This window comes from Kitasatospora sp. NPDC096147 (assembly GCF_044763225.1).
Lineage (GTDB): Bacteria > Actinomycetota > Actinomycetes > Streptomycetales > Streptomycetaceae > Kitasatospora.
The window spans coordinates 1243530-1267787 of the sequence record NZ_JBIWFX010000001.1; the positions used below are offsets into that span (position 1 = coordinate 1243530).

18 protein-coding genes, 1 rRNA gene and 1 riboswitch are annotated in these 24258 nt (G+C 72.1%); of the genes, 4 read left to right on the forward strand and 15 right to left on the reverse strand.

From position 1 onward, the window contains the following. Positions 1 to 53 precede the first annotated feature (53 nt). Together ACIRBX_RS05390 and ACIRBX_RS05395 are read right to left on the reverse strand one after the other, a co-directional pair. Entirely contained in the window at positions 54 to 3170 is a 3117-nt protein-coding gene (locus ACIRBX_RS05390) for a phosphocholine-specific phospholipase C (RefSeq protein ID WP_402293846.1), read from the reverse strand. 142 nt (positions 3171 to 3312) lie between these two features. Then, positions 3313 to 4812 (reverse strand): glutamate-cysteine ligase family protein, encoded by a 1500-nt coding sequence (locus tag ACIRBX_RS05395; protein WP_402293847.1) that lies wholly within the window; start codon positions 4810 to 4812, stop codon positions 3313 to 3315. A 341-nt stretch (positions 4813 to 5153) separates the two neighbouring features. On the opposite strand from ACIRBX_RS05395, the gene ACIRBX_RS05400 reads away from it, so the two are divergent. Next, positions 5154 to 5720: a hypothetical protein gene (locus ACIRBX_RS05400; RefSeq protein WP_402293848.1), complete on the forward strand. Its 567-nt coding sequence runs from the start codon at positions 5154 to 5156 to the stop codon at positions 5718 to 5720. A gap of 237 nt (positions 5721 to 5957) precedes the next feature. Continuing rightward, the gene (locus ACIRBX_RS05405; RefSeq protein WP_402293849.1) at positions 5958 to 6146 is read left to right on the forward strand and encodes a DUF5999 family protein; all 189 of its coding nucleotides are present in this window, start codon (positions 5958 to 5960) and stop codon (positions 6144 to 6146) included. 315 nt (positions 6147 to 6461) lie between these two features. Here the strand turns inward: ACIRBX_RS05405 and gcvP are convergent, their stop codons facing one another. Then, positions 6462 to 9332, reverse strand: coding sequence for an aminomethyl-transferring glycine dehydrogenase (gene gcvP / locus ACIRBX_RS05410; protein ID WP_402293850.1), 2871 nt, complete (start codon positions 9330 to 9332; stop codon positions 6462 to 6464). A gap of 237 nt (positions 9333 to 9569) precedes the next feature. Further along, positions 9570 to 9669: riboswitch (glycine riboswitch) on the reverse strand. A gap of 232 nt (positions 9670 to 9901) precedes the next feature. On the opposite strand from gcvP, the gene ACIRBX_RS05415 reads away from it, so the two are divergent. Both ACIRBX_RS05415 and ACIRBX_RS05420 read left to right on the forward strand, forming a co-directional pair. After that, the gene (locus tag ACIRBX_RS05415; protein ID WP_402293851.1) at positions 9902 to 10888 is read left to right on the forward strand and encodes a PRC and DUF2382 domain-containing protein; all 987 of its coding nucleotides are present in this window, start codon (positions 9902 to 9904) and stop codon (positions 10886 to 10888) included. A gap of 165 nt (positions 10889 to 11053) precedes the next feature. After that, a complete protein-coding gene (locus tag ACIRBX_RS05420) occupies positions 11054 to 12493 on the forward strand; it encodes an MFS transporter (RefSeq protein ID WP_402293852.1) in 1440 nt (479 codons plus the stop codon). A 211-nt stretch (positions 12494 to 12704) separates the two neighbouring features. Here ACIRBX_RS05420 and ACIRBX_RS05425 read toward each other — a convergent pair whose 3' ends face one another. From ACIRBX_RS05425 to rrf, 12 genes are all read right to left on the reverse strand, one after another. After that, positions 12705 to 14102: a DNA polymerase IV gene (locus ACIRBX_RS05425; RefSeq protein WP_402293853.1), complete on the reverse strand. Its 1398-nt coding sequence runs from the start codon at positions 14100 to 14102 to the stop codon at positions 12705 to 12707. A gap of 183 nt (positions 14103 to 14285) precedes the next feature. Further along, a complete protein-coding gene (locus ACIRBX_RS05430) occupies positions 14286 to 15005 on the reverse strand; it encodes a vancomycin high temperature exclusion protein (protein WP_402293854.1) in 720 nt (239 codons plus the stop codon). A gap of 40 nt (positions 15006 to 15045) precedes the next feature. Then, positions 15046 to 15723: a MerR family transcriptional regulator gene (locus ACIRBX_RS05435; RefSeq protein ID WP_402293855.1), complete on the reverse strand. Its 678-nt coding sequence runs from the start codon at positions 15721 to 15723 to the stop codon at positions 15046 to 15048. A 243-nt stretch (positions 15724 to 15966) separates the two neighbouring features. After that, positions 15967 to 16437 (reverse strand): bifunctional nuclease family protein, encoded by a 471-nt coding sequence (locus ACIRBX_RS05440; RefSeq protein WP_380148371.1) that lies wholly within the window; start codon positions 16435 to 16437, stop codon positions 15967 to 15969. 91 nt (positions 16438 to 16528) lie between these two features. Beyond that, positions 16529 to 17302, reverse strand: a complete 774-nt coding sequence (locus tag ACIRBX_RS05445) for a MerR family transcriptional regulator (RefSeq protein WP_402293856.1) — start codon at positions 17300 to 17302, stop codon at positions 16529 to 16531. Positions 17303 to 17355: 53 nt separating this feature from the next. Continuing rightward, on the reverse strand, positions 17356 to 18213 hold the full coding sequence (locus tag ACIRBX_RS05450; protein WP_402293857.1) for an FHA domain-containing protein: 858 nt from the start codon (positions 18211 to 18213) through the stop codon (positions 17356 to 17358). A gap of 181 nt (positions 18214 to 18394) precedes the next feature. Further along, complete coding sequence (locus ACIRBX_RS05455; protein ID WP_402293859.1) at positions 18395 to 19429, reverse strand: DUF881 domain-containing protein; 1035 nt, start codon at positions 19427 to 19429, stop codon at positions 18395 to 18397. Positions 19430 to 19438: 9 nt separating this feature from the next. Then, a complete protein-coding gene (locus ACIRBX_RS05460) occupies positions 19439 to 19771 on the reverse strand; it encodes a small basic family protein (RefSeq protein ID WP_380148365.1) in 333 nt (110 codons plus the stop codon). After that, positions 19768 to 20667, reverse strand: a complete 900-nt coding sequence (locus ACIRBX_RS05465; RefSeq protein ID WP_402293861.1) for a DUF881 domain-containing protein — start codon at positions 20665 to 20667, stop codon at positions 19768 to 19770. The genes ACIRBX_RS05460 and ACIRBX_RS05465 overlap by 4 nt, the downstream gene beginning before the upstream one ends. A gap of 136 nt (positions 20668 to 20803) precedes the next feature. Next, positions 20804 to 23299: a sugar phosphate nucleotidyltransferase gene (locus ACIRBX_RS05470; RefSeq protein WP_402293862.1), complete on the reverse strand. Its 2496-nt coding sequence runs from the start codon at positions 23297 to 23299 to the stop codon at positions 20804 to 20806. Between the two features lie 159 nt (positions 23300 to 23458). Continuing rightward, a complete protein-coding gene (locus ACIRBX_RS05475; protein WP_402293863.1) occupies positions 23459 to 24070 on the reverse strand; it encodes a CDP-alcohol phosphatidyltransferase family protein in 612 nt (203 codons plus the stop codon). A 96-nt stretch (positions 24071 to 24166) separates the two neighbouring features. Continuing rightward, positions 24167 to 24258 (reverse strand): 5S ribosomal RNA (gene rrf / locus ACIRBX_RS05480); the annotation flags it as partial.

A 24258-nucleotide genomic window follows, 5' to 3' on the forward strand; every position in this document is an offset into this window, starting at 1 on the left:
GACCCGGCCGGGCGGCCGGGTCGATCATCCTCGCACACCGTTCTGAGAGCGGGTCAGCCCTTGATCGGCGCCTTGTCCAGGCGGACGTGGTCGACCGCCCAGAACCAGTTGTTGCCCGCGTCGTACATCCGGAACCTCAGGGTCACCGAGGTCGCGCCCGCCGGGACGGCGAACTGCTTGGTCACGAAGGCGTTCTGGACGTCCTTGCCGGCGTTGTCGTTCCCGCTCGCGTCCGAGCTGTAGGACACCAGCCGGACCTCCTGGCCGGTGTCGAAGACCGCCGTCACGGCGGCCTTCTGCGGGGCCTCCTGCCGGTAGTGCGAGTCGAAGCCCAGGTACAGGGTGCCCACCCCGGCCGGGACCGGCACCGCCGGGGAGACCAGGGTGGAGTCGAACTTGCCCTTGGCGGACGGCGCTCCGGTGTCGTCCCAGTCGTCCGGGTCGGCCACCGCGAGCACGCCGAGGCCCCGGGTGAAGTTGCCCCGGTCCTGGCCGGCCGGGTTCGACCAGGCCCGCTTGGTGTGGAAGGTCCAGCCCTGGAGCCGGGCGGTGCCCTGCGGCATGCCGGGGGCGTTCACCACCGACCAGCCCTTCGGTGCCTGGGCCGTCCAGCCGGACACGGCGCCGACCGGGGCGAGCAGCGGGGCCAGCTCCTCGAAGTCCTGGTCCAGCAGGTGACCGGTCATCACCGGGGCGGTGCGGGCGGCGAGTTCGCCGTCGGCCAGCACGAAGCGCTGGCCGGAGCGGGCCCGGGCGGTCACCAGGACGCGGTGCGCGGCGCCGTCCGGCAGCACGGCGGGCGGCTGCACCTCCCACTCGGCGGTGGCGGTGGCGCCCTCGGCCAGCGCGGCCGGGGCGGCGGTGACCTCGCGGACCGTCCAGCCCGGCGGGACGACCGGCTTCGCCTCCAGGCCGGCCAGCGCCGCAGCCGCGGTGAAGGTGGCCTTCACCCGGGCCGGACGGCCGGGCAGCACGATCGCCTCGTCGATGGTGGCCGAGGCCGCGCCCAGCGCCACGTCCACGGTGAGCGCCTCGGCCAGGCCCATCGCCGGGTCGGTCACGCCCTGCTCCTGGCCGGGCATCCGCCCGGCGTAGCGCCGACGGAACGTCAGGTCGCCCTGCACGCCGACCGCCACGTCGTACCAGCCCTCGCGGCCGACCTTGACCCGGACCGGCCGGGTGTCCTGCCCGGTGATCCGGACCTCCTGGACCCCGCCGCCGTACGCCAGGTCGCCGATCAGGAAGGTCTGCGCGCTGCGCGAGCGGTTGATCAGGTGGAACTCCAGCACCCGCTCGGCGCCGGACTCCGGGAACAGCTCGACCTCGTACTCGGCCGCCGCGTCGCCGCGCAGGTGCCAGAGCGCGCCGTTCGGCCCGTGCACCCGCAGGTCGTAGCCCTCGGGGCCGACCGGCCAGCTGTCGGTGAGGGTCCCCTTGGCGCCCACCGTGTAGTGCCGGGGCAGCAGGCCCGGCGCGGGGTAGGCGGCGAACACCGCGCCCTGCTTCCCGCGGTTGGCCAGGTCCAGGGTCAGCCGGCCGTCCCTCACCCTCGGCTTGAGCTTGAGGTCGTACGGGGTCGGCCGGGCGGTGCGGGTGCCGGCCTGCTGACGGGGCGTCCGCTGCGGGGCCGGGACGGTCGGGGCGGGCAGCTTGCCGGTGTCGGTGACCTTCTGCCGGTTGCCGGCCGTGTCGGGCAGCTGCGGCCAGACCGGGTCCTCACCGGAGAAGTCGAAGACCGAGGTCAGGTCACCGGTGACGGCCCGCCGCCAGGGGCTGATGTTCGGCTCGGCCACCCCGAAGCGCTTCTCCAGGAAGCGCAGCACCGAGGTGTGGTCGTAGACGGTGGAGTCCACCACCCCGCCCCGGGTCCACGGCGAGACCACCACCATCGGCACCCGCACGCCCAGGCCCATCGGGTACGGGCCGGACTCCAGCTTCTCCCCGGCCGGCAGCGCGTCCGACCAGGTCAGCGAGCCGTCGGCGGCCTTCACCCGGTACCGGCCGTCCTGGCCGACCACCCGGTGGTAGGTCGAGCCGCCCTTGGAGACCCGGACCACCACCTCGCCGTCCACCGGCACGGTGGAGGAGCCGCGCCCGGCGGCCAGCGGCGGCACCGGGGGCAGCAGGTGGTCGAAGAAGCCGCCGTGCTCGTCGTAGTTGAGGATGAAGACGGTCTTGGCCCAGACCTTCGGCTCGGCCGCCAGTGCGGAGAGCAGCCGGGCGGTCAGGTGCTCGCCGTTCGGCGGCGCGTAGTTGGCGTGCTCGGAGAGCGCGGCGGGCGCCACCAGCCAGGAGACCTGCGGCAGCCTGTCGGCCCGCACGTCGGCGGCGAACGCCTCGACCAGGGCGTCGCCCATCGCGAACGGGTCACCCTTCTTGGCCGGGTCGCCGACCATCTTCATGCCGCGCTCGTACAGCGGCTCGCCCGGCTTGGCCTTCACGAACGGGGCGAACCAGGCCAGCGCGTTGTCGTCGTAGTTGTCCAGCGCCTGGTAGGTCCGCCAGCTGACCCCGGCCGCCTCCAGCCGCTCGGCGTAGGTGGTCCACTCGTAGCCGCCGGGGATCTCGGTGTTGTCCGTCACCGGGACGTCCCGGACGGTGCCGCCGCTGGTGCCGGTCATGAAGTGGTCGCGGTTGGTGTTGGTGTTGCACTGCACCGAGGCGAAGTAGTGGTCGCAGGTGGTGAAGACCGAGGCGATGGCCGAGTAGAACGGCATGTCGGCCGGCTCGTAGTAGCCCTGGCCGAGCCAGCCGGAGGAGCGGCGGGAGACGGCGCCGTCGGCCAGCCCGTCGTTCCACGCCTTCATCGAGTCGACGAAGCCGAAGGCCGGGGCGCCCTGCTGGTAGGCGCTGGTGTGCGCGGCGTTCATCGGGAACGGCAGCAGGTACCCCTCCTTCCGCGAGGCGTCCGGCTGGTGCAGCACCGAGCGGCCGTTGATCCCGCGCACGGCCGCCCGGTCCCCGAAGCCGCGCACCCCGGGCAGGGTGCCGAAGTAGTGGTCGAAGGCCCGGTTCTCCTGCATCAGCACCACCACGTGCTGGATGTCCGCCAGCTTCCCCGGCTTGGCCGGGGCGGCCAGCGCCTCCCGGACGCTGAGCGGCAGGGCGGACAGCACGGCGGCGGCTGCCGCGCCGCCGAGCAGGGTACGGCGCGATACCTCGGGACTCATGGGGGTGCTCCTCGTTCGGCCCCGGGCCGCGTTCCGGCCCGGACCCGCCCATGTCTACGGGGCCGAGGTGTACGTACAACAATGATCACGTGTCAGGTCGGTGAGCCCGAATTGTCTAGACAACCTGACGGGCCGCCGGCTGCTAACCGACCGGCCAGGTGTGCACCGGCTCGCCGGTCCGGGAGTGCTCCATGTAACGGCGCGTCATGGCGGCGATGGCGGAGCCCCGGTCCATCCCGTAGTGGTCCCGCAGCCGGTGCACGGTGGCCGCCTGCCAGGCCGCGCCGTTGGTGCGGCGCAGGCAGCGCTGCTCGATGATGCCGAGGTAGCGGTCCCGGTCCCCCGGCTCCACGCCCCAGGCGTCCAGGCCCTGACGGGCCATCGGGAGCAGTTCGTTCAGCACCAGCTCGGTGGCGGGCAGCGACACCGTGCCCCGGGCGCCCCGGCCGGCCTTGGGCCAGTGCAGCACCGCGTCGATGCCGTACCGGGCGGCGTGGTGGAAGTTCTCGTCGGCCTGCTCGAAGGCCAGCCGGGTCCAGACCGGCCTGGGCTGCTCGGCCAGCACCCGGACCAGGCCGTAGTAGAAGGCGGCGTTCGCCAGGGTGTCCACCACCGTCGGCCCGGCCGGCAGGCAGCGGTTCTCCACCCGCAGGTGCGGCACGCCGTCGGCGACGTCGTAGACCGGCCGGTTCCACCGGTAGACGGTGCCGTTGTGCAGCCGCATCTCGGCCAGCTTCGGGATGCCGCCGGAGGCCAGCACCTTGGCCGGGTCCTCGTCGTCGCAGATCGGCAGCAGGGCCGGGAAGTACTTCTGGTTCTCCTCGAAGAGGTCCAGCGCGGAGTTCACCCAGCGCTCGCCGAACCAGGTGATGGGGCGCACGCCCTGCGCCTTGAGCTCCGCCGAACGGGTGTCGCAGGCCTGCTGGAAGAGCACCGGCCTGGTCTCCCGCCAGAGCTCCCGGCCGAACAGGAACGGCGAGTTGGCACCGAGTGCCAGCTGGACCGAGGCGATCGCCTGGGCCGCGTTCCAGACCGGGGCGAAGCGCTCCGGGGTGACCTGGAGGTGGAGCTGGAGCGAGGTGGCGGCGGCCTCGGCCACCATCGAGACCGACTCCACGGCCAGCCGCTCCACCCCCTCGATGTCCAGCGCGATCTCCTCGCCCCGGGCCGCGAGTATCTGGTCGCTGAGCAGGGTGTAGCGGTCGTTGTGCGACATCGCGTCCAGGCCGGTGTGGTCCAGGTCCAGGGTCGGCAGGATGCCGACCATCACGATCCGGGCCCCCACCTCCTCGGCCTTGCGGTCCGCGTAGCGCAGCCCGGTGTCGATCTCCTCGCGCAGCTCGTCCAGCACGTGGCCGGTGAGCCGGCGCGGTGCGATGTTCAGCTCGATGTTGAACTGGCCCAGCTCGGTCTGGAAGTCGCCCGAGCCGATCGAGGAGAGCACCTGCTCGTTCCGCAGCACCGGCCGGCCCAGGTCGTCGGCCAGGTTGAGCTCGATCTCCAGGCCCACCATGGCCCTCGGACGGTCGAACCGGCCCTCGCGCAGCATCCGCTCCAGGGCGTCCAGACAGGACTGGAGCTTGCGCCGGTACAACTGCCGGTCCGACAGCTCCGCGCGCGTCGCGACGACCTTCTCGCCCATGGGTGCCCCTCCACCTAGCCGAACGGTCCCTGCATCATGCCCGTCCCGAAGATCCCTAGCCGCCACCTCGAACGCGGTTGGCGAACAAGGTTCCTGACGACACGTCAGCCTTTACCCGACTTGCCAGCAAGCACTGAATGTGATAAGAAAGTCACCCTGTGCATCCGTTCGATCAGGATTCGCACAGCTCCCGCCCGGCACCCGCCGCTCCCGCAGGACCCTCGAGCGGCAGGCCCGCGCCCGCAAGCGACCATGCCCAACCGGACACGGCCCGGGTCCCCGACCCACCAGCCGGTATGCCGCACTCGCACGCCGATTCCAGCACGGAGAGGCGACCCACCATGACCCTGCAGACCCCCCAGCCACCGCCGAGCGCCCTGCGCGCCGTCCAAGGCGCGCTCGACTGCGAAGCCACCCTCGGCCCGCTCGCCGCCCTCACCCTCGACGAGGACGGCGCGCGGCTGCACCCCGCGCACCCGCTCGCGGTGCACGTCCTCGACGAGCCCGCCGCCCCGCTGGCCGGCGCCCGGCGGACGGGCTGGCGGTTCCTGATCGAAGCCGGTGTCGGCGGCCCGGTGGCCGCCGCCGAAGTCACCGAGACGGCCGAACGGCACCACGTCTTCTCGCACTTCACCGCCGGCCCCTACCTGGACTCCACGCTGCGCGCGCTACGCCAGGCGCACCAGATCGCCATCTCGGCCCGCACCCGCCACCATCCCCGGCTGCTCTCCATCCCGGGCCACTACGCCACCGCCCTCTGGCTCCACCACCCCGACCCCGGCCCCGCGGTCGACCTGCTCATCCCGCTCGCCCCCGCACCGCTCGGCATCACCGCCCACCGGGTCTACCCCGCCGGGGAGTTGCTCGCCCTGCTCGACCGCCCGCTCGCGCCCGCCGGGCACTCCTGACGCGCGTTCACCCGAAAGGGCCACTGCCGCACGACCTTCCGGTCGGCGGCGGTGGCCCTTTTTCCATCTGAACGGGTGATCCCTGGGGTCCGCTTGTGGCGCATGTCACGAAATCGCTGCGGGAAGGGCTCAGGATGACGACACTGGGAACCGACGCGGGGGGCCGTCAGTCCTACCCGTCGGAGCGCCGGTTCACACCTGTGACCGGTCAGGGGAATCTGAAGCGAGGGTACGACGATGTGCCAGCACCAGCCTGAGTGTCCGTCCGCACTGTCCACCGACCGTGAGGCCGCCGTCCCGATGGCCTTCCACCCCGACCAGGGGTGGAGCCTCCTGTGCAACGGCGTCCTGCTCTTCGAGGACACCGGCGAACTCCTCCCCGACGGCCGCATCATCGCCCCGCGCCGCCCGCTCGCCGTCGCCTGACGGCCGGCCGGGCAGGCGCAGAGGGGCGCGAGACTCTGCCTGATCTGCGGCTCCGCCGCCCGGGCGCGCACGCACTCGGCACAGACCTACGGCAGGGCAGGCGAAAAGGGGCGCGAGACTCTGCCTGATCTGCGGCTCCGCCGCCCGGGCGCGCACGCACTCGGCACAGACCTACGGCAGGGCAAGCGAAAAGGGGCGCGGGGAACTGCGCGCTTCGGGAGGCGGCCCACCTGCAACTGACCCACCATCAGCCAGTTGCAGGTGCTGCCGTTCCACCCTCGCGCAGTACCCCGCGCCCCTCGGCGCGCTACCGGGTCAGCTGCCGTACTCGTCCAGCGGCGGGCAGGAGCAGACCAGGTTCCGGTCACCGTACGCACCGTCGATCCGGCTCACCGGCGGCCAGTACTTGTCCGCCGGGTTCACGCCCGCCGGGAAGACCGCCTCCTGGCGGGTGTAGGAGTGCGCCCACTCCCCCGCCAGCGTGGCGGCGGTGTGCGGGGCGTTGCGCAGCGGGTTGTCGTCCGCCGCCCACTCGCCCGAGCCGACCTTCTCGATCTCGCCGCGGATCTCGATCATCGCGTCGCAGAAGCGGTCGATCTCGTGCAGGTCCTCGGACTCGGTCGGCTCGATCATCAGCGTGCCGGCCACCGGGAAGGACATGGTCGGGGCGTGGAAGCCGTAGTCGATCAGGCGCTTGGCGATGTCGTCCACGGTCACCCCCGTCTCCTTGCTCAGCGGGCGCAGGTCGATGATGCACTCGTGCGCGACCAGCCCGCCCGGGCCGGTGTAGAGCACCGGGAAGTGCGGGGCGAGCCGCTTGGCGATGTAGTTGGCGTTCAGCACCGCGACCTGGGTGGCGCGCTTGAGGCCCTCGCCGCCCATCAGCCGGACGTACGACCAGGAGATCGGCAGGATCGCGGCCGAGCCCCACGGGGCCGCCGAGATCGGACCGACGCCGGTGGCCGGGCCGGCCTCCGCCTGGAGCGGGTGGTTCGGCAGGTACGGGGCCAGGTGCGAGCGGACCGCGACCGGGCCGACGCCCGGGCCGCCACCGCCGTGCGGGATGCAGAAGGTCTTGTGCAGGTTCAGGTGCGAGACGTCCGCGCCGAACTTGCCCGGCTTGGCCAGGCCGACCAGCGCGTTGAGGTTGGCGCCGTCGACGTAGACCTGGCCGCCGGCCTCGTGCACGGCCGCGCAGATCGCGGTGATCTCGGTCTCGTACACGCCGTGGGTGGACGGGTAGGTGACCATCAGCACCGAGAGCTGGTCGCGGTGCTGCTCGATCTTGGCCTTCAGGTCGGCGACGTCCACGTCACCGTCCGGCAGGGTCTTCACCACGACCACCCGCATGCCGGCCATCACGGCCGAGGCCGCGTTGGTGCCGTGCGCGGAGGACGGGATCAGGCAGACGTCGCGCTCGACGTCGCCGTTCGCCCGGTGGTACGCGCGGACCGCGAGCAGACCGGCCAGCTCGCCCTGCGAGCCGGCGTTCGGCTGGATCGACACCGCGTCGTAGCCGGTGACCTCCACCAGCTGCTGCTCCAGACCGCGGATCAGGGTCAGGAAGCCCTCGGCCTGGTCGACCGGGGCGAACGGGTGCAGCTGGCCGAACTCGGGCCAGGTGACCGGCTCCATCTCGGTGGTGGCGTTGAGCTTCATGGTGCAGGAGCCGAGCGGGATCATGCCCCGGTCCAGCGCGTAGTCCCGGTCCGAGAGGCGGCGCAGGTAGCGCAGCATCGCGGTCTCCGAGCGGTGGCTGTGGAAGACCGGGTGGGTCAGGTACTCGTCCTCGCGCAGCAGCGCCTCGGGCAGCGCGTCGGCGGTCTCGGTGACCTCGGCGGTGACGCCGAAGGCGGCCCAGACGCCGGCCAGGTGCTCGCGGGTGGTGGTCTCGTCGCAGGAGATCGAGAGGGTGTCCTCGTCCGCCTGGTAGAGGTTGATGCCGTTGGCGCGCGCGGCGGCGGCGATCTCGGCGGCCCGGCCCGGCACCTTGGCCGTGACGGTGTCGAAGAACTGACCGCTGGTCAGCTCCACGCCGCCGGCCCGCAGGCCCTCGGCCAGCGCGGCGGCGTAGCGGTGGGTGCGGCGGGCGATCTCGGCCAGGCCGTCCGGGCCGTGGTAGACCGCGTACATCGAGGCCATCACGGCCAGCAGCACCTGGGCGGTGCAGATGTTGGAGGTGGCCTTCTCGCGGCGGATGTGCTGCTCGCGGGTCTGCAGCGCCAGGCGGTAGGCGCGGTTGCCGTCGGCGTCCACCGAGACGCCGACCAGCCGGCCGGGCAGGTTGCGGGCGTAGGCGGCCTTGACGGCCAGGTAGCCGGCGTGCGGGCCGCCGAAGCCCATCGGGACGCCGAGGCGCTGCGAGGTGCCGCAGGCGATGTCGGCGCCGAGCGAGCCCGGCGACTTCAGCAGGGTGAGGGCCAGCAGGTCGGCGGCGACCGCGACGACCGCGCCGAGGCCGTGGGCCTGCTCGATCACCGGGGCGAGGTCACGGACCTCGCCGGAGGCGCCCGGGTACTGGAGCAGCACGCCGAAGACGCCGCGCTCGGCGATCTCGGCCGGGATGCCGGCGGAGAGGTCGGCGACGACCACCTCGACACCGGTCGGCTCGGCGCGGGTCTCGATCACCGCGATGGTCTGCGGCAGGGTGTCGGCGTCGACCAGGAAGACGCCGCCCTTGACCTTGGTGACCCGGCGGGCCAGCGACATCGCCTCGGCGGCGGCGGTGCCCTCGTCCAGCAGCGAGGAGCCGGAGGTGTCCAGACCGGTCAGGTCGGCGACCACGGTCTGGAAGTTGATCAGGGCCTCCAGCCGGCCCTGCGAGATCTCCGGCTGGTAGGGGGTGTAGGCGGTGTACCAGGACGGGTTCTCCAGCACGTTGCGCAGGATCACCGGCGGGGTGAAGGTGCCGTAGTACCCGAGGCCGATCATCGACTGCAGCACCGTGTTGCGTCCGGCCAGCTCGCGCAGCTCGGCGAGCACCTGGGCCTCGCTCCGGCCGGCCGGCAGGCCGAGGGCGGTCAGGCTCTTGATCGCGTCCGGCACGGCGGCGTCGGACAGCTCGTCCAGCGAGCCGTAGCCGATGCTCGCCAGCATCTTCTCCTGGGCGGCGGCGTCGGGACCGATGTGACGGTTCTCGAACGGGCTCGAGAGTTCGAGCTCGGTGAGGGTCGGCTTGGCGTTCATGGGGGTCGGGCCTCCTGGTCACGGACCGGCTGGGGTACGCACGCCTCGGACCTTCGCCGCCGTGGGACAGCAGGGGCCTCGAACACACGAACCCGTCGGGCCTCCCCCTCTGTCATCGGTACCTGAGAGCTTCGCCCGCCCGGGACGGCGGTGGCCGGCCCGGCGGCTTGCACCGTCGGTGAGGGTGGGGCCCGCCGGCTCCCTCGCCGTCGGCCCTGCCCTGCTTTCCAGAGTGACCTACCCCGCACGGTACGGATGCCTGAGAGATTCCGGGGAGGGTTTGCTCCTTCGGCGCCCTTCTCCGCCGGGGCGGAGGGGACTCTCCCGAGCGGGCTCGGCAGTCGCGCCCAGGGTACCAGCGGGAGCGCCGCAGATCACGGGCGCCCCCAGCGCACTCCGGGCCTCCGCGACCCGCCCTCGAACGGCCCATCTCCCTCCCCAACGGCGGCGTTCGAATGGCCGACGTCCGATTGATGGCTTTTCGTGTGAAGTGCGGCCGGGAGCTTCCGCCGACCGCCCCCTGACGGAGTGTCAGGGGTGCTTTCGTACCTCTCCTACTGGAGGACAGCGTGCAGACCGACATCGACCCGCGAGACCTGATCGGACACAAGGCGGTCGACCGGAACGGTGACAAGATCGGCACCGTCGACGAGGTCTACCTCGACGACGCGACCGGCGAACCCGAGTGGGCGGCCGTCCGCACCGGGATCTTCGGCCGGGACGCGTTCGTCCCGCTGACCACCAGTGAGTTCTCCGGCGAGGAGCTCCGGGTCCCCTACGACAAGTCCCTGATCAAGGACTCCCCCGACTTCGGCGTGGGCCAGCACCTCTCCCCCGCGCAGGAGCTCCAGCTCTACCGCTACTACGGCCTGGACACCGGCGCACCCGCCGCCGCCCCGCTGGCGGCGGCTGCCGTCGGCACCAACGGCACGGGCACCGCCAAGGACCTCGACTTCGGCTCCGTCGGCACCACCAGCAAGGAAAGCAGCAGCGTGAACGCGACCACCACCGCCCCGACCATGACGGCCGCCCCGATGGCCTTCACCGCCACCTCCGAGATGCCCGCTCCGGCGCCCGCCGCCGCCAAGCCGGCCGAGTCCACCGCCCCCACCGTCCCCGGCAACGCCCCCGGCGGCCCGGTCGAGATCACCTGCCGCGAGGAGCGCCTCGACGTCACCACCGAGTGGCACGTGCTCGGCACCGCCAAGCTGCGCAAGTACGTCACCTCCGAGGCGGTGGAGCGCAAGGTCCCGGTGGTGAAGGAACGGGTGCGGGTGGAGCGGGTGCCGGTCACCGAGGCGGAGCGGGCCGCGCTCAGCGAGCAGGAGATCGCCGAGGCGGTCGAGGAGGTGACCCTCCGGGAGGAGCGCCCGGTGGTCCGCAAGTACCTGGCCCCCATCGAGCGGGTCCGCCTGGTGGTCGAGCGCTACACCGAGGAGGCGGTGATCCGGGACGAGCTGCGCCGCGAGCAGGTGGAGATCCACGACAACACCTCCGGCGTCACGCCCGCCGCCTCCCCGCCGCCGGCCGCCGGCCGCCCCGAACCGCTGCGCTGACCCGCCCCGCCGAAGCCGCCCCGCACCCCGTGTGCCGGGCGGCTTCGGCGTTCCCGCACGTCAAACGCCACTTTGCCAAAGCTTCACCAGAGAATATTTGACACACTGAAGTATCTCCCGTCATGGTTACTTCAGTCCCTTGACTTTCAACTGAAGGAAGCTTCCGTGAGGCCGAGCAGCACGCGCGTGCTCCCCGCCCTGGTGCTGGCGATGCTGGCATTCAGCGTGGTGCAGACCGCCGTCGTCCCGATCCTGCCCTCGCTGGCCAAGGAACTGGACGTCTCCGGTTCCAGCATCACCTGGCTCATGACGGCGAACCTGCTGTCCGCCGCCGTCCTGACCCCGCTGCTCGGCCGCTTCGGCGACCTCCGGGGCCGCAAGCCCATGCTGCTGGTCTCGCTCGGCGGCCTGGTGGCCGGCTCCGCGCTGGCGGTGGGCACCCACTCGTTCACCTGGCTGGTCGTCGCCCGCGTCCTGCAGGGCGCCGGCGGTGGCGTGCTGCCGCTGGCGATCAGCATCGTCCGTGACGAGCTCCCCAAGGAGAAGGTCACCGGCGGCGTCGCGCTGATCTCCGCCTCGATGGGCGTCGGCTCCGGCCTCGGCCTGGTCGCCACCGGCCTGCTGCTGGAGCACTGGGACTACAAGTCCATCTTCTGGATGGGCCTCGGCTTCGGCCTGCTCGCCGTCGCGCTGGTCGCCCTGCGCGTCCCGACCGACCCGGTGGTCGACAAGAACGGCGGCGCCGACCCGCTCGGCGCGCTCACCCTGGCCGGCTGGCTCTCCGCCCTGCTGATCGCGGTCAGCCAGGGCAACACCTGGGGCTGGACCTCCAACCGCACCCTCGGCCTGTTCGCCGCCGCCGCCGTGATCGCCCTGGTCTGGGGGATCATCGAGGTCAAGGTCAAGCACCCGCTGGTGGACATGAAGATGATGGCCCGTCCGGCCGTCGCCTTCACCAACATCTCCGGCCTGCTGATCGGCTTCGGCATGTACGGCTCGTTCATGGTGATCAGCAACTTCGCCCAGACCCCCGAGAAGCTGGCCCACTACGGCTTCACCGCCACCGTGCTGCACGCCGGCGTCATGCTGCTGCCCTCCGCGCTCGGCTCGATGGTCGCCGCCCCGGTCGGCGCCCTGCTGATCGCCCGGCGCGGCCCGCGCCTGCCGCTGGTGCTCGGCGGCCTGCTCGGCGCGGCCGGCATGGTCTACCTGGCGCTGCGTCACTCCGCCGAGGGCGACATCTACTTCGCCTCCGCCGTCTTCGGCCTCGGCGTCGGCCTCGCCTACGCGGCGATGCCCGCCTACATCAACGGCGCCGTCCCGGCCGAGCAGTCCGGCATCGCCAACGGCATGAACGCGGTGCTGCGCACCGTCGGCGGCGCCATCGGCACCGCCGTGATGGCCGCGATCCTGACCGGCGACACCATGAAGCTGCCGATCCCGGTCCAGCTGCCCACCCTGGACGCCTACAAGCACGCGTTCTGGGTCGCCGCCGCGGTCTGCCTGGTGGCCGCCGTGGTCCCGTTCGCGATCCGCCGGATCAAGGAGACCCCCGCTCCGGTCGAGGCCCCCGCCTCGCCCGAGCTGGTGAAGACCGGCGCCTGACGAGGCGTCAGGGGCGTACCGTCCGGCTCGGGCCGGACGGTACGCCCCACCCCGCCGACGCGCTCAGGGACGGGTCGCGCCGACGGCACCCCGGCCGCCGCCGGTACGTGAGGGCATCACGCCCGGACGGACGGCCGCAGGATGAACGGCCCCCGCACCGCTGGACACGGTGCGGGGGCCGTCGTCGTCCCCGCCCTACTCCTCGTCCTCGTCACTCCTCGTCCTCGTCGCCCGCCGGCGGCAGCATCCCGGGGCGCAGTGGCAGCGGCCCCGACGGCGTCAGCTCCGGGTCGTCCACCGCGAAGGTCCGCACCCGCCCGATCCCCCCCTGCGGCGTCTCGAAGCGCACCGTCACCCGGCCCACTCCGCTGCCCTGCACCCACCCCGGCCCGAGCTGACCGTGCGTCACGTCCTGCCCCGGCCGCCACTGCCGCACCACGGCCACCTCCACCACCGGCTCGCTGTCCTGCGGCGCCGCTACCTCCCCCGCCCCAGCCGCCAGCTCCTCCCGCTCGGCCTGGGCGAACAGGTCCTCCTGGGTGAAGTCCGCCAGCTGCGCCACGCCCACCCCCAGCAGCCGCACCCCGCCGGTGATGTCCACCTGCTGGGCCAGCCGCCGGGCCGTCTCGGCGATCACCACCGCGTCGTCGGTCGGCGAGCGCAGCGTCTCCGAGCGGGTGATGGTCGAGAAGTCGAAGCGCCGCACCTTGAGCACCACCGTCCGCCCCGAGCGCCCGGAGGCGTGCAGCCGGCCGACACAACGGGCCGTCAGCTCGTCGATCTCCCGCAGCACCCGCCCCCGGTCGGCCAGGTCCACCTCGAAGGTGTCCTCCACCGAGACGGACTTGGCGTCCCGGTCCGGCACCACGGCGCGCTCGTCCAGGCCCAGCGACATCCGGTGCACGCCGACCCCGTGGGCACGGCCCAGCAGCTGCACCAGCTCACCCTCACCGGCCGCCGCCAGGTCCGCCACCGTGGTCATCCCGACCCGGCGCAGCACCTGCTCGGTGGCCGGGCCGACACCCGGCAGCGCCCGCACCGACATGGTGGAGAGCACCGCCCGCTCCCGGCCGACGCCGATCACCACCAGGCCGTCCGGCTTGGCCTGCTCGGAGGCGATCTTCGCCATCAGCTTGGACCCGGCCAGCCCGACCGAGCCGGTCAGCCCCGTCCGCTCCTCGATGTCGGCCCGCAGGTCGGTGCCGATCGCCACCGCCATCTCGGCCCCGGCCTCCGGCCCCGCCTCGCGCAGCGCCGAGGCGTACGGGCCGGTCTCCAGGTCGACGAACGCCTCGTCCACACTGAGCGGCTCGACCAGCGGTGAGAGCTCCCGCAGCAGGCCCATCACCACCTCGCTGACCTGCCGGTAGGCGTCGTAGCGCCCGCTCAGGAAGGCCGCGTTGGGGCAGAGCCGGCGGGCCTGGGCCATCGGCATCGCCGAGTGCACGCCGAACTTCCGGGCCTCGTAGGAGGCGGTGGAGACCACGCCGCGCAGCCCGAGGCCGCCGACGATCACCGGCTTCCCGCGCAGGCTGGGCTTGGCCGCCTGCTCCACCGCCGCGAAGAAGGCGTCCATGTCGAGGTGGAGGATGCTCGGCACCGAACGCACCCGTCGATCATCCCGCACCCCACCGACAGAACCGTGCGGCAGCGCACCGCGTCAGGAGACGGAGCGCGAAGCGGGCAACGCGAAGCGGGCAACGCGAAGCGGGCAACGCGAAGCGGGCAACGCGAAGCGGGCAACGCGAAGCGGGCAACGCGAAGCGGGCCGGCCGGCCGCCGGGGCTCCGGCTCAGCGCGGCCGGGCCAGCGCCGCCCCGATGCCGTGCTCCTGCTCCCCCCAGAACGTCGGGTCCGGCTCGAAGGCGGCGTCGAAGGCCGCCTTGGCCGCCCCGGGGATCTCCCGCAGGCCGCCGTAGTACCAGGTGGCGTTCGGGTCCTCGTCCACCCCGACGGCGTAGGAGTCGATCCCGGCCGCCTGGCAGAGCGCCAGCGCCCGCCGGGCGTGGAAGGACTGACTGATCAGCACCGCCCGGTCCACCAAGAAGATCCGCTTGGCCCGGACGCAGGAGTCCCAGGTGTCGAAGCCCGCGTAGTCCTCGACCACCTTGCCGGCCGGCACGCCCTGCTCCACCAGGTAGGTCTTCATCACGGTGGACTCGTCGTAGTCGGTGCGGCTGTTGTCCCCGGTGACCAGCACCGCCTGGATCTTCTCCGCCCGGTACAGCTGCACCGCCGCGTCCAGCCGGTGGGCCAGGTACGGCGAGGGCTTTCCGTCGAAGATCCCGGCGCCGAAGACCACGCCCACCGGTGCGGCGGGAGCCCCGGCCACCGTGCCGACCCGGTCCCCCGCCGCCAGCCAGAGCCAGCTCATCGGCGCCAGACCGGCCAGCGCGGCCACTACCAGGGCCTGGAACCAGCGCCGCTGGCTGGTCCTGCTGCGCAGCAGGCGGACCACCGCCGACCGTCCCCGCAGGACTCCGCCCCGCACCACCCGTCGCACCGTTCGCACCAGCGTTCTCCCCTTGTCGTCCGCGGGGAGTGACGCCGGGTCAGCCCGCCCGGTTGCGCCGCTGCGCCAGTTCGTCACCGGGGTCGTAGCCGGTCACCGTCTCGCCGGTGTCGGTCCGCTCGGCGTGCAGCCGCCCGAGCGCGCCCTCCAGCTCCTGCCGGACCGCGCCGACGGCGATGCCGAACACGCCCTGACCACCCTTCAGCAGATCGACCACCTGCTGGGGCGAGGTGCACTCGTACACCGTGGCACCGTCGGACATCAGGGTCAGCTCCGGCAGGTCCTGCTCCTCCATCCGCTGGAGGTGGCCGACCGCGATCCGGATGTTCTGCAGCGAGACCCCGGCGTCCAGCAGCCGCTTGACGATCTTCAGCAGCAGGATGTCCCGGAAGCTGTACAGGCGCTGCGAGTTGGCCGGGTAGGCCGTCCGCACGCTCGGCTCCAGCAGGCCCGTCCGGGCCCAGTAGTCCAGTTGGCGGTACGTGATGCCGGCCGCCGCGCAGGCGGTCGGCCCCCGGTAGCCGATCAGCGCCGAGGTCGGCGCCAGCCGCTCGATGGCGGGCTGTCCCGGCTGCACCGCCGGGAAGCGCGCGAACCTGTGCAGCTCCGCCTCGGCCGCCGAGCCCTCCCGGGGGCGCTCCAGCACCGTGCGCGCGGAACGCGGGACGTGCACGGAGCACTGGCCCCCGCCGTTCGATTGGTCGCCCGAGCCGCTCATGCCTACCTCCGTCCGCTCCGTCCTGATGGGCCGTGCCCCGGAAGGCGCAACCCTCCGGAGCCACCACTGACGGTAGGCAGTCGCCCAGGACCCGTCAACGATCGCCACGCCGGGGCACGGGGTGGACATCACCCGGCCGAGTGGTTTTTCGTGCCCCTAGTGTGGGTAGACGAACGCCCTTTGGCAAAAGCCGACTTGCGGAACGGACCGGCGGGAGGCTACTGACCCCCGGTCAGACGCCGGTCACTGCTGGCCACCGAAGTCCTCCGGCGAGACCTGGTCGAGGAACTCGCGGAACTTCTCGACCTCGTCCTCCTGCTCGTCCGGGATCGCGATGCCCGCCTCGGCGAGCACCTCCTCGGCACCGAAGATCGGCGTCCCGGTCCGCAGCGCCAGCGCTATCGCGTCGGACGGCCGGGCACTCACCTCGACCCCGCCGGAGAACACCAGGTCGGCGTAGAAGACGCCGTCCCGCAGATCACTGATCCGCACCTCGGTGAGGTCCTGCCCCAGCGCCTCCAGCACGTCCTTGAACAGGTCGTGGGTCAGCGGCCGGACCGGCGTCATCCCCTGCTGGGCGAACGCGATCGCGGTGGCCTCGCCAGGACCGATCCAGATCGGCAGGTACCGATCGCCCCCGACCTCCCGAAGCAGCACGATCGGCTGGTTGGAAGGCATCTCCACCCGGACACCCACGACGTCGAGCTCATTCACACTGGCAACCCTATGGCCCAGCCACCGGATATGAAAGCGCAGCCGGTCAGCCGTGCCCGGACGACCCGGACAACGTCGACTGCGCCCACCCCTACGAGCGCAGCCGCAGGCCCGCCTGGACCATCGCCGCGTGCAGCCGCACCGAGAGCGTGGCCAGCTCCCGGGCGGTCGCCTCGGCGTGCGCCCGGGTCTGCGGATTCCGGTGCCGGCGCAGCGGCGCCACCACCTGCTCCACCAGCGCGACCTCCCGGTCGGCCGCCGCCTTCATCGCCCGCAGGTGCCGGGGCTCCAGCCCGAACCGCCCCAACTCGCCCACCAACCGGGCGACCTGGAGCGCCTCGCCGTCGTAGCCGCCGTCCGGTCCCGGAGCGATCAGTCCGTACGACTCCCACTCCGCCAGCTCCGTCTCGGCCGCCTCGGCGGCGGCCAGCAGCTCGGCCCGGCCCAGCCGCACCCCGCCGCCGGGCGTGGCGGCGACCAGCTCGCGGTCGGCCTCCTCCACCGGGCCCGGCCGGTTGTCGGGCGCGGGGAGGGCCGGTGGGGCCTCCCCGCGCTCGATCGCGTCCAGGTGCTCCCGGATCACCCGCAGCGGCAGGTAGTGGTCGCGCTGCATCCGCAGCACGTACGCCAGCCGCTCCAGGTCGGCGGAGCTGAACTTGCGGTAGCCCGAGGGCGTCCGCTGGGGCTCGACCAGCCCCTCCGCCTCCAGGAAGCGGATCTTCGAGATGGTGACCTCCGGGAAGTCGTCCCGGAGGTACGCCAACACCGCGCCGATGCTGAGCAGTTCGTCACCGCGCCGCCGCCCCTCGCCCGCTCGGCGGGAGGCCGGAACGGGCGAGGTCTCGGTGCTGGAAGGGGTGGTCACACGGGCTCCTGCCGACGTCGGATCCAGTCCCCCCGGACAACGCGCCTGCGGTCTCAGTACCCCCGGTGCTGGCTGGCGAAGAACACCAGCCGGTACTTGCCGATCTGCACCTCGTCGCCGTTGCCGAGCTGGACCTCGTCGATCCGCTCCCGGTTGACGTAGGTGCCGTTCAGGCTGCCCACGTCGGCGACGGTGAAGCCGCCCGGCCGGCGGCGGAACTCCACGTGCCGCCGGGAGACCGTGACGTCGTCCAGGAAGATGTCACCCTCGGGGTGACGGCCCGCCGTGGTGACGTCCTTGTCCAGCAGGAAGCGGCTGCCCGAGTTCGGGCCGCGCTGCACGATAAGCAGCGCGGAGTGCGGCGGCAGCGCGTCGATCGCGGCCAGCACGTCGGCGTTGAGCGCCGGGGTGGCGCCGGTGCCGGTCGTGGTGTTGGGGTCGTAGGACTCCAGGCCGTGGATCGAGATGGTCGAGGTGACCTCGGCCGAGTGCTCCGGCGCGCCGCCGCGCAGCTGCGTGCCGCAGTTGGAGCAGAACCGGGCCGTGGCCGCGTTCTGGTTCCCGCAGCGCGGACACGGGGACGGACCACCAGCCATCTTCACAGCCTCCTGGAGGTCCACACCCGGCAGGGTCTGACCGGCATAGGGGTCATTCTGGGCGAACCCTCCACCAGAGGTTGAGGGTCCCGACTGGAAACCTATGCGCGGAGCACCGGACTGGTCGACCGACGCGCCGTGACCCGCCGGATTGCCACCGTCCCGGAACAGCGGGCGCTCGGCGTACTCCACCGACTCCGGCGAGGGACGCATCCCCGGCACGGAGGACTCGTCCGCCCGGTGGCGGGCGGTCGGCTGCTCGACCGCCGCAGCGCGGTTCTTCTTGCGGCCGAACAGCTTCGAGAACAGACTCACGGGCGAATCCCCTTGCGTGTGACAGACCCGCCCGCGGGGCAGGGTGTGCGGTTCGGACAGGCAGCCGGCCGGTGTGGCGGCCGGTTCGGAACGGGCGATCGGCCCCAGTCTCCCCGACCGGGTTGCCCACGCCCGCACCGGGGGCGGTGCGGAACTGACGGACCGTCCGTCGGTCGGGCCGTCACCTCGCCGCCGGCTTGGCGTACTGAGGTGCCGTCGGGGCGGCCAGCGCGTCGACCACGACCTTCTGCTCCTGGGTGATGGTGGCGCGCGCCTTCTGCTTCTCCAGGGTGCGCACCACACCCCCCGGGATGTTCAGCGCGGGGGTGAGGTCCTGCGGGTTCCCCACCACGGTGAACCGGTACGGCGCGGACAGGTCCTTGCCGTCCACCTGCACACGGTCCTCACCGCTGTCGGTGAAGTAGCTGCCGGCCACCACTCGCACGTCGTTGATCTGAATCGCCTCCGCCCCTGCGGCTCGGAGTTCCTGCAGGGTGTCCAGCAGCATATCGGCCTTCACCTGCCGTTGGGGATCATCGATCGTCAGCACGATCCCCGGACCGGTCGCACGCACCGTACCCGCCAGCACCCCGAGCTCCGTGGCCTTCTTCCTGGTCTGCTCCTGGGCCTCCTTGGCCTGGTTGGAGCTGTTCTCCAACTGCGCCAGGGACTGCTCCAGCTGCGTCTTCTCCTGCTGGAGACGCTGCTGACGGCTGTCCAGTTCGTCGAGGATGCGCACCAGGTCCTCCTGGCGGGCGCCGCGCAGCTGGCTGTGGTCGTTGGTCGACCGCACCTGCACCGCCAGCGCGAAACCCAGCACCAACAGCAGGGCGGCCACCACCAGCTGACCCCGCGACAGGCGCGGCGGCCAGAGCGCGGTCCGCAACCGCCGACGCGGCGTGTTCTCCTCCTCCGGCGCTCCGGCCGCCGGCGCCGCCCGCTCCGACTCCGGCCCGGGCACCGGCACCGGCACCGGCACCGGCTGCGGCTGCGGCTGCGGCTCAGCCGACTCCGCCGGTACCTCCGCCGTCCCGGGCGTGTCGGCCTCCGGCCGCTGCTCTCCCGACCGCTGTTCCCCGGCCTCCCGCTCCGGCCGCACCGGCCGCTCGCCGACGGGATCGCGCCGCTCCTCGGCAGGCTCGGGCCGATGTTCCTCCCGCTGCTCCTCGGGGGGCTCCGGCTGCCGCTGCTCCGGCTTCTGTTCCTCCGCTGCCACCGCTCCCCCTCAGGCCCGGAACACGTGCCGGCGGATCGCGGCGGCGTTGGAGAAGATCCGGATGCCGAGCACGACCACCACGCCGGTGGAGAGCTGCGAGCCGACGCCCAGCTGGTCGCCCAGGTAGACGATCAGCGCGGCGACCACCACGTTGGAGAGGAAGGAGACCACGAAGACCTTGTCGTCGAAGATCCCGTCCAGCATCGCCCGGACGCCGCCGAACACCGCGTCCAGCGCCGCCACCACCGCGATCGGCAGGTACGGCACCACGGCGTCGGGCACCTCGGGCTGCACGATCAGACCGGCGATCACGCCGATCACGAGACCCAGCACGGCAATCACGGGGTAGCTGCTCCTGAGATGTCGGGCTGCGCGTACCGCAGCGTGATGCCGAGCGCGCCCGGCACCGTCAGCTTCTTCTGCACGGTGAGGGTGGACTTGATGCCGTAGCTGTCCTGAATGATCTTCAGGTAGCGCCCGGCCTCGCCGTCCTGGAAGGACTGGCCGAACGCGGCCCCGTCCCCGATCGCCAGCACGGTGTACGGCGGCACCAGCGGGCGGTTGTCGACCAGCACCGCGTCACCGGCCGCCCGGATCGCGGAGAGCTCGGTGAGCCGCTGGCCGTTGATCGAGACGGCCTCCGCCCCGGCCCGCCAGACACCGTTGACGACCAGTTGGATGTCCCGGTCCCGCAGCCTGCCGGTGTTGGAGAAGCCCTCCGCCTGGCGCGGGTCGGAGACGCTGCCCCCGGCCCCGGTGCCCGAGGCGTCCTCCAGCACCAGCTTGAAGCCGGGGCCGACCACCTCGGCGGTGCCCGCCCGGGCGGCCAGGTCGTCCAGCGCGGAGGTGCCGTCGCTCTGCAACGCCTCGCCCTGGGCCTTCTCGACCTTGCCCCGCAGGTCCTGGATCTGCTGCTGCATCTTGTCGGCCGAGCCGGTGGCGTCCTGCACCCGCTGCACCAGGGCGTCCCGCTCCCGGGCCAGGGTGGGCGCCGCCTGCTGGGTGTTCACCGCGCCGACGGTCACCACGGTGGTGGCCAGCGCCAGCCCGAGGGCCAGCACCAGCTTGCCCTTCACGGCCGTCGGCATCCGGCGCGGGCCCTCGCCCCCGCGGGCCTTGGCAGCCTCGGCGTACCCCTCGTCCAGTCCGTGGTCCATCACGCTGGTCAGCAGGGACATCGAGGCGTCCGGGCGCGCGTAGCGTCCGTCCCGGTCACTCGGCGTCGGCGATGCTGGCATGCGAGACATCGTCCCATGTCGCCGACCGGGTGAACGCACACCCCCCGCCGTGACATGCCCGATCGGTCACCCGATCGTGACCTGGACGTCCCGGGGCGGGCGGTTCGCACCGCCCGCCCCGGTCGTACCCGCCGCGCTAGCGGCCGGCGCCGTCCACCACGGCCGCCCACTCGTCCAGCAACTGCTGGGTGGCCGCGTCGTCCGGGCCCTCCGCCCAGAGGTGGGTGACCGCCTCCGCCGGGTCCGGCAGCACCAGCGTCCAGCGCCCGTCCGCCTCGACCACCCGGACGCCGTCGGTGGTGTCCAGCCGCCGGTTCCCGGCCGCCTCGACCACCGAGCGCATCACCATGCCCTTGGCCGCCCACGGCGTGGCGATGTCCCGGCGCTGGATGTGCGCCTGCGGGATGCGGGCGTCGATCTGACTCAGCGTCAGCTGGGTCCGTGCCACCAGGCCGACCAGCCGGACGAAGGCCGCGGCCCCGTCCAGCACCCCGCTGAACTCCGGCACCACGAACCCGCCGCGCCCGTCACCGCCGAAGACGGTGGTGTCGGCCGCCGCGGCCTTGGCCAGGTCGTCCGGCGAGGTGGTCGTCCAGATCACCTGGGTGCCGTGGTACGCCGCCACCTGCTCGGCGATCCGGGTGGTGGTCACCGGCAGCGCCACCTGCCCGCTCCGCCGCTCGGCCGCGACCAGGTCCAGCAGCACCAGCAGCGCCCGGTCGTCCTGGATCACCCGGCCCAGCTCGTCCACGAAGGAGACCCGCTCGCCGACCGGGTCGAACCGCACCCCGAAGGCCGCCCGGGAGGAGGAGACCAGCTCCCCCAGCCTGGCCAGCCCGGCCCGCCGCGACTCCGCGTCCTCCGTCGGCCGCGCCTCGTCCAGGCCGCCGCTGACGGTCAGCGTCTCGACCCCGAGCCGGCCCAGGATCGACGGCAGCACCAGCCCGGCACTGCCGTGCGCGGCGTCCACCACCACCTTGAGCCCGGCCTCCCGGACCCCTCGGGTGTCCACCGCCCGCAGCAGGTTCCCCGCGTACGAGTCGAAGACGCTCGCCGGGTGCAGCAGGTCACCGATCTCACCGGGGAACGCCCGGCGGTACTCCTGCCGCTGGTACACCCGGTCCAGCTTCCGCTGCCCGGCCTGCGACAGGTCGGCCCCGCGCTCGTCGAAGAACAGGATGTCCAGCGAGTCCGGCACCCCCGGCGAGGTCCGCAGGAAGATCCCGCCGGCACTGCCGCGCGCGGTGTGCTGCCGGGCCACCGGCAGCGGCACGTTCTCCAGGTCGCGGACGTCGATCGCGCTGGTCTGCAGGGCGGAGATCATCGCCCGTTTGAGTGCCCGCGCACCCCGCGAGTGGTCACGCGCAATGGTGACGGTCGCGCCCTTCTTCAGCGTGGTCGCGTACGCCCCCGCCAGTCGGACGGCCAGCTCCGGGGTGATCTCGACGTTGAGGATGCCGGAGACCCCGCGCACCCCGAAGAGGTGCTCCTGTCCCCGGGACTCCCAGATCACCGAGGTGTTGACGAAGGCGCCGGCCTCGACGGTCTTGAACGGGTAGACCCGGACGTTGCCCGAGATGATCGACTCCTCGCCGATCAGGCACTCGTCCCCGATCACCGCCCCGTCCTCGATCCGGGCCGCCCGCATCACGTCGGTGTTCTTGCCGACCACGCACCCGCGCAGGTTCGACTGCGGCCCGATGTAGACGTTGTCGTGGATCACCGCCTTGTGCAGGAACGCGCCGCGCTTCACGACGACGTTGGAGCCCAGCACGGTGTGCTCGCGCAGCTCCACGCCGGCCTCGACCTTGGCGTAGTCCCCGATGTACAGCGGCCCGCGCAGCACTGCCTCCGGGTCCACCTCGGCCCCCTCGGCGATCCAGACGCCCGGGGAGATCTCGAAGCCGTCGAGCTCGACGTCCACCTTCCCCTCCAGGACGTCGGCCTGGGCCTTGCCGTAGCTCTCGTGCGTGCCCACGTCCTCCCAGTAGCCCTCGGCGACGTAGCCGTAGACCGGCTTGCCCTCCTTGAGCAACTGCGGGAAGACGTCACCGGACCAGTCGACCACCTCGCCGGCCGCGACGTAGTCGAAGACCTCCGGCTCCATGACGTAGATCCCGGTGTTCACGGTGTCCGAGAAGACCTGACCCCAGGTCGGCTTCTCCAGGAACCGCTCGACCCGGCCCTCGTCGTCGGTGATCGTGATCCCGAACTCCAACGGATTCGGGACCCGGGTGAGACAGACCGTCACCAGAGCACCCTTGCTCCGGTGGAACTCGATCAGATCGGTGAGGTTGAAGTCGGTCAGAGCATCGCCGGAGATCACCAGGAACGAATCGTCCCTGAGTGCGTCCTCCGCGTTCTTGACGCTTCCCGCCGTACCGAGCGGCACCTCCTCATTGGCATAGGTGAGGTGCATCCCCAGTTCTTCACCGTCCCCGAAGTAGTTCTTCACCAGGGAGGCGAGGAACTGCACGGTGACGACGGTGTCGGAGAGGCCGTGACGCTTCAGCAGCCTCAGCACGTGCTCCATGATCGGGCGGTTCGCCACCGGCAGCAGTGGTTTGGGCATGCTCGAAGTCATCGGGCGAAGGCGAGTTCCCTCGCCCCCTGCCATCACAACGGCTTTCATTCGGGTGCGTCCTCCTTCGCGGCGCTGGAAAACCCCTGCACGGGCTTCCATCAAACCGTTCCGAAGGCATCTCTACCCGTTGAGTCCCACCCGACGCACCTGAGGGGCGTGGGACTCGTCTCGTCCCACGCCCCTCAGGTACACCGCACTTCTCCGCGATCAGGCCGCGGCGATCCGATCCGCCTTGATCAGCTGCCACGCCTGAATGGCGTACAGGATGCCGGACCACCAGTAGAGGACCGTGCCCCACCAGATGAAGGCCCAACTCACCACCGCGGCCGGATCGGCCACCCAACTGGTGCCGACGCCCAGGAGCAGAAGCGGAAAGGCGTACATCAGATTGAAGGTCGCCGCCTTCCCGAGGAAAGCCACCTGCAGGGGCCCGTACCCGTGCCGCCCCAACACCAGCAACCAGAGCCCCACGAACACCTCCCGCGCCAGCAGGATCGCCGTGACCCACCAGGGCAGGATCTCCCGCCAGGTCAGACCCACCAGGGTCGACAGCACGTACAGCCGGTCCGCGGCCGGATCGAGGAGCTGCCCGAGCCGGCTGATCTGCCCCCACCGCCGGGCCAGCTTCCCGTCCAGGTAGTCGCTGACCCCGCTGAGCATCAGGATGGCGATCGCCCAGCCGTCGTTGTTCGGCCCCCCGAACACCGGCCACAGGATCAGCCACAGGAAGATCGGAACACCCACCAGCCGGCCCATGCTCAGCAGGTTGGGAATGGTGAGGACGCGGTCGGTCTGAACGCGCGTCTCCTGGACCTCCACGAGGAAGCCTCCCTGTACGGTACGAAAACGGTGCGGACTGACCATACAACAGAGAAGCCCCCCATCCTGAGGATGAGGGGCTTCTCTTGAATGATTGTTCGGCGGCGTCCTACTCTCCCACAGGGTCCCCCCTGCAGTACCATCGGCGCTGTGAGGCTTAGCTTCCGGGTTCGGAATGTAACCGGGCG

What these genes read in the sequence shown, in the direction of transcription:
- ACIRBX_RS05390 (WP_402293846.1), bottom strand. Translation starts at nt 3,170, where the DNA reads ATGAGTCCCGAGGTATCGCGCCGTACCCTGCTCGGCGGCGCGGCAGCC.
- ACIRBX_RS05395 (WP_402293847.1), bottom strand. Translation starts at nt 4,812, where the DNA reads ATGGGCGAGAAGGTCGTCGCGACGCGCGCGGAGCTGTCGGACCGGCAG.
- ACIRBX_RS05400 (WP_402293848.1), top strand. Translation starts at nt 5,154, where the DNA reads ATGACCCTGCAGACCCCCCAGCCACCGCCGAGCGCCCTGCGCGCCGTC.
- ACIRBX_RS05405 (WP_402293849.1), top strand. Translation starts at nt 5,958, where the DNA reads ATGTGCCAGCACCAGCCTGAGTGTCCGTCCGCACTGTCCACCGACCGT.
- gcvP (WP_402293850.1), bottom strand. Translation starts at nt 9,332, where the DNA reads ATGAACGCCAAGCCGACCCTCACCGAGCTCGAACTCTCGAGCCCGTTC.
- ACIRBX_RS05435 (WP_402293855.1), bottom strand. Translation starts at nt 15,723, where the DNA reads ATGAGCGGCTCGGGCGACCAATCGAACGGCGGGGGCCAGTGCTCCGTG.
- ACIRBX_RS05465 (WP_402293861.1), bottom strand. Translation starts at nt 20,667, where the DNA reads ATGCCAGCATCGCCGACGCCGAGTGACCGGGACGGACGCTACGCGCGC.
- ACIRBX_RS05470 (WP_402293862.1), bottom strand. Translation starts at nt 23,299, where the DNA reads ATGAAAGCCGTTGTGATGGCAGGGGGCGAGGGAACTCGCCTTCGCCCG.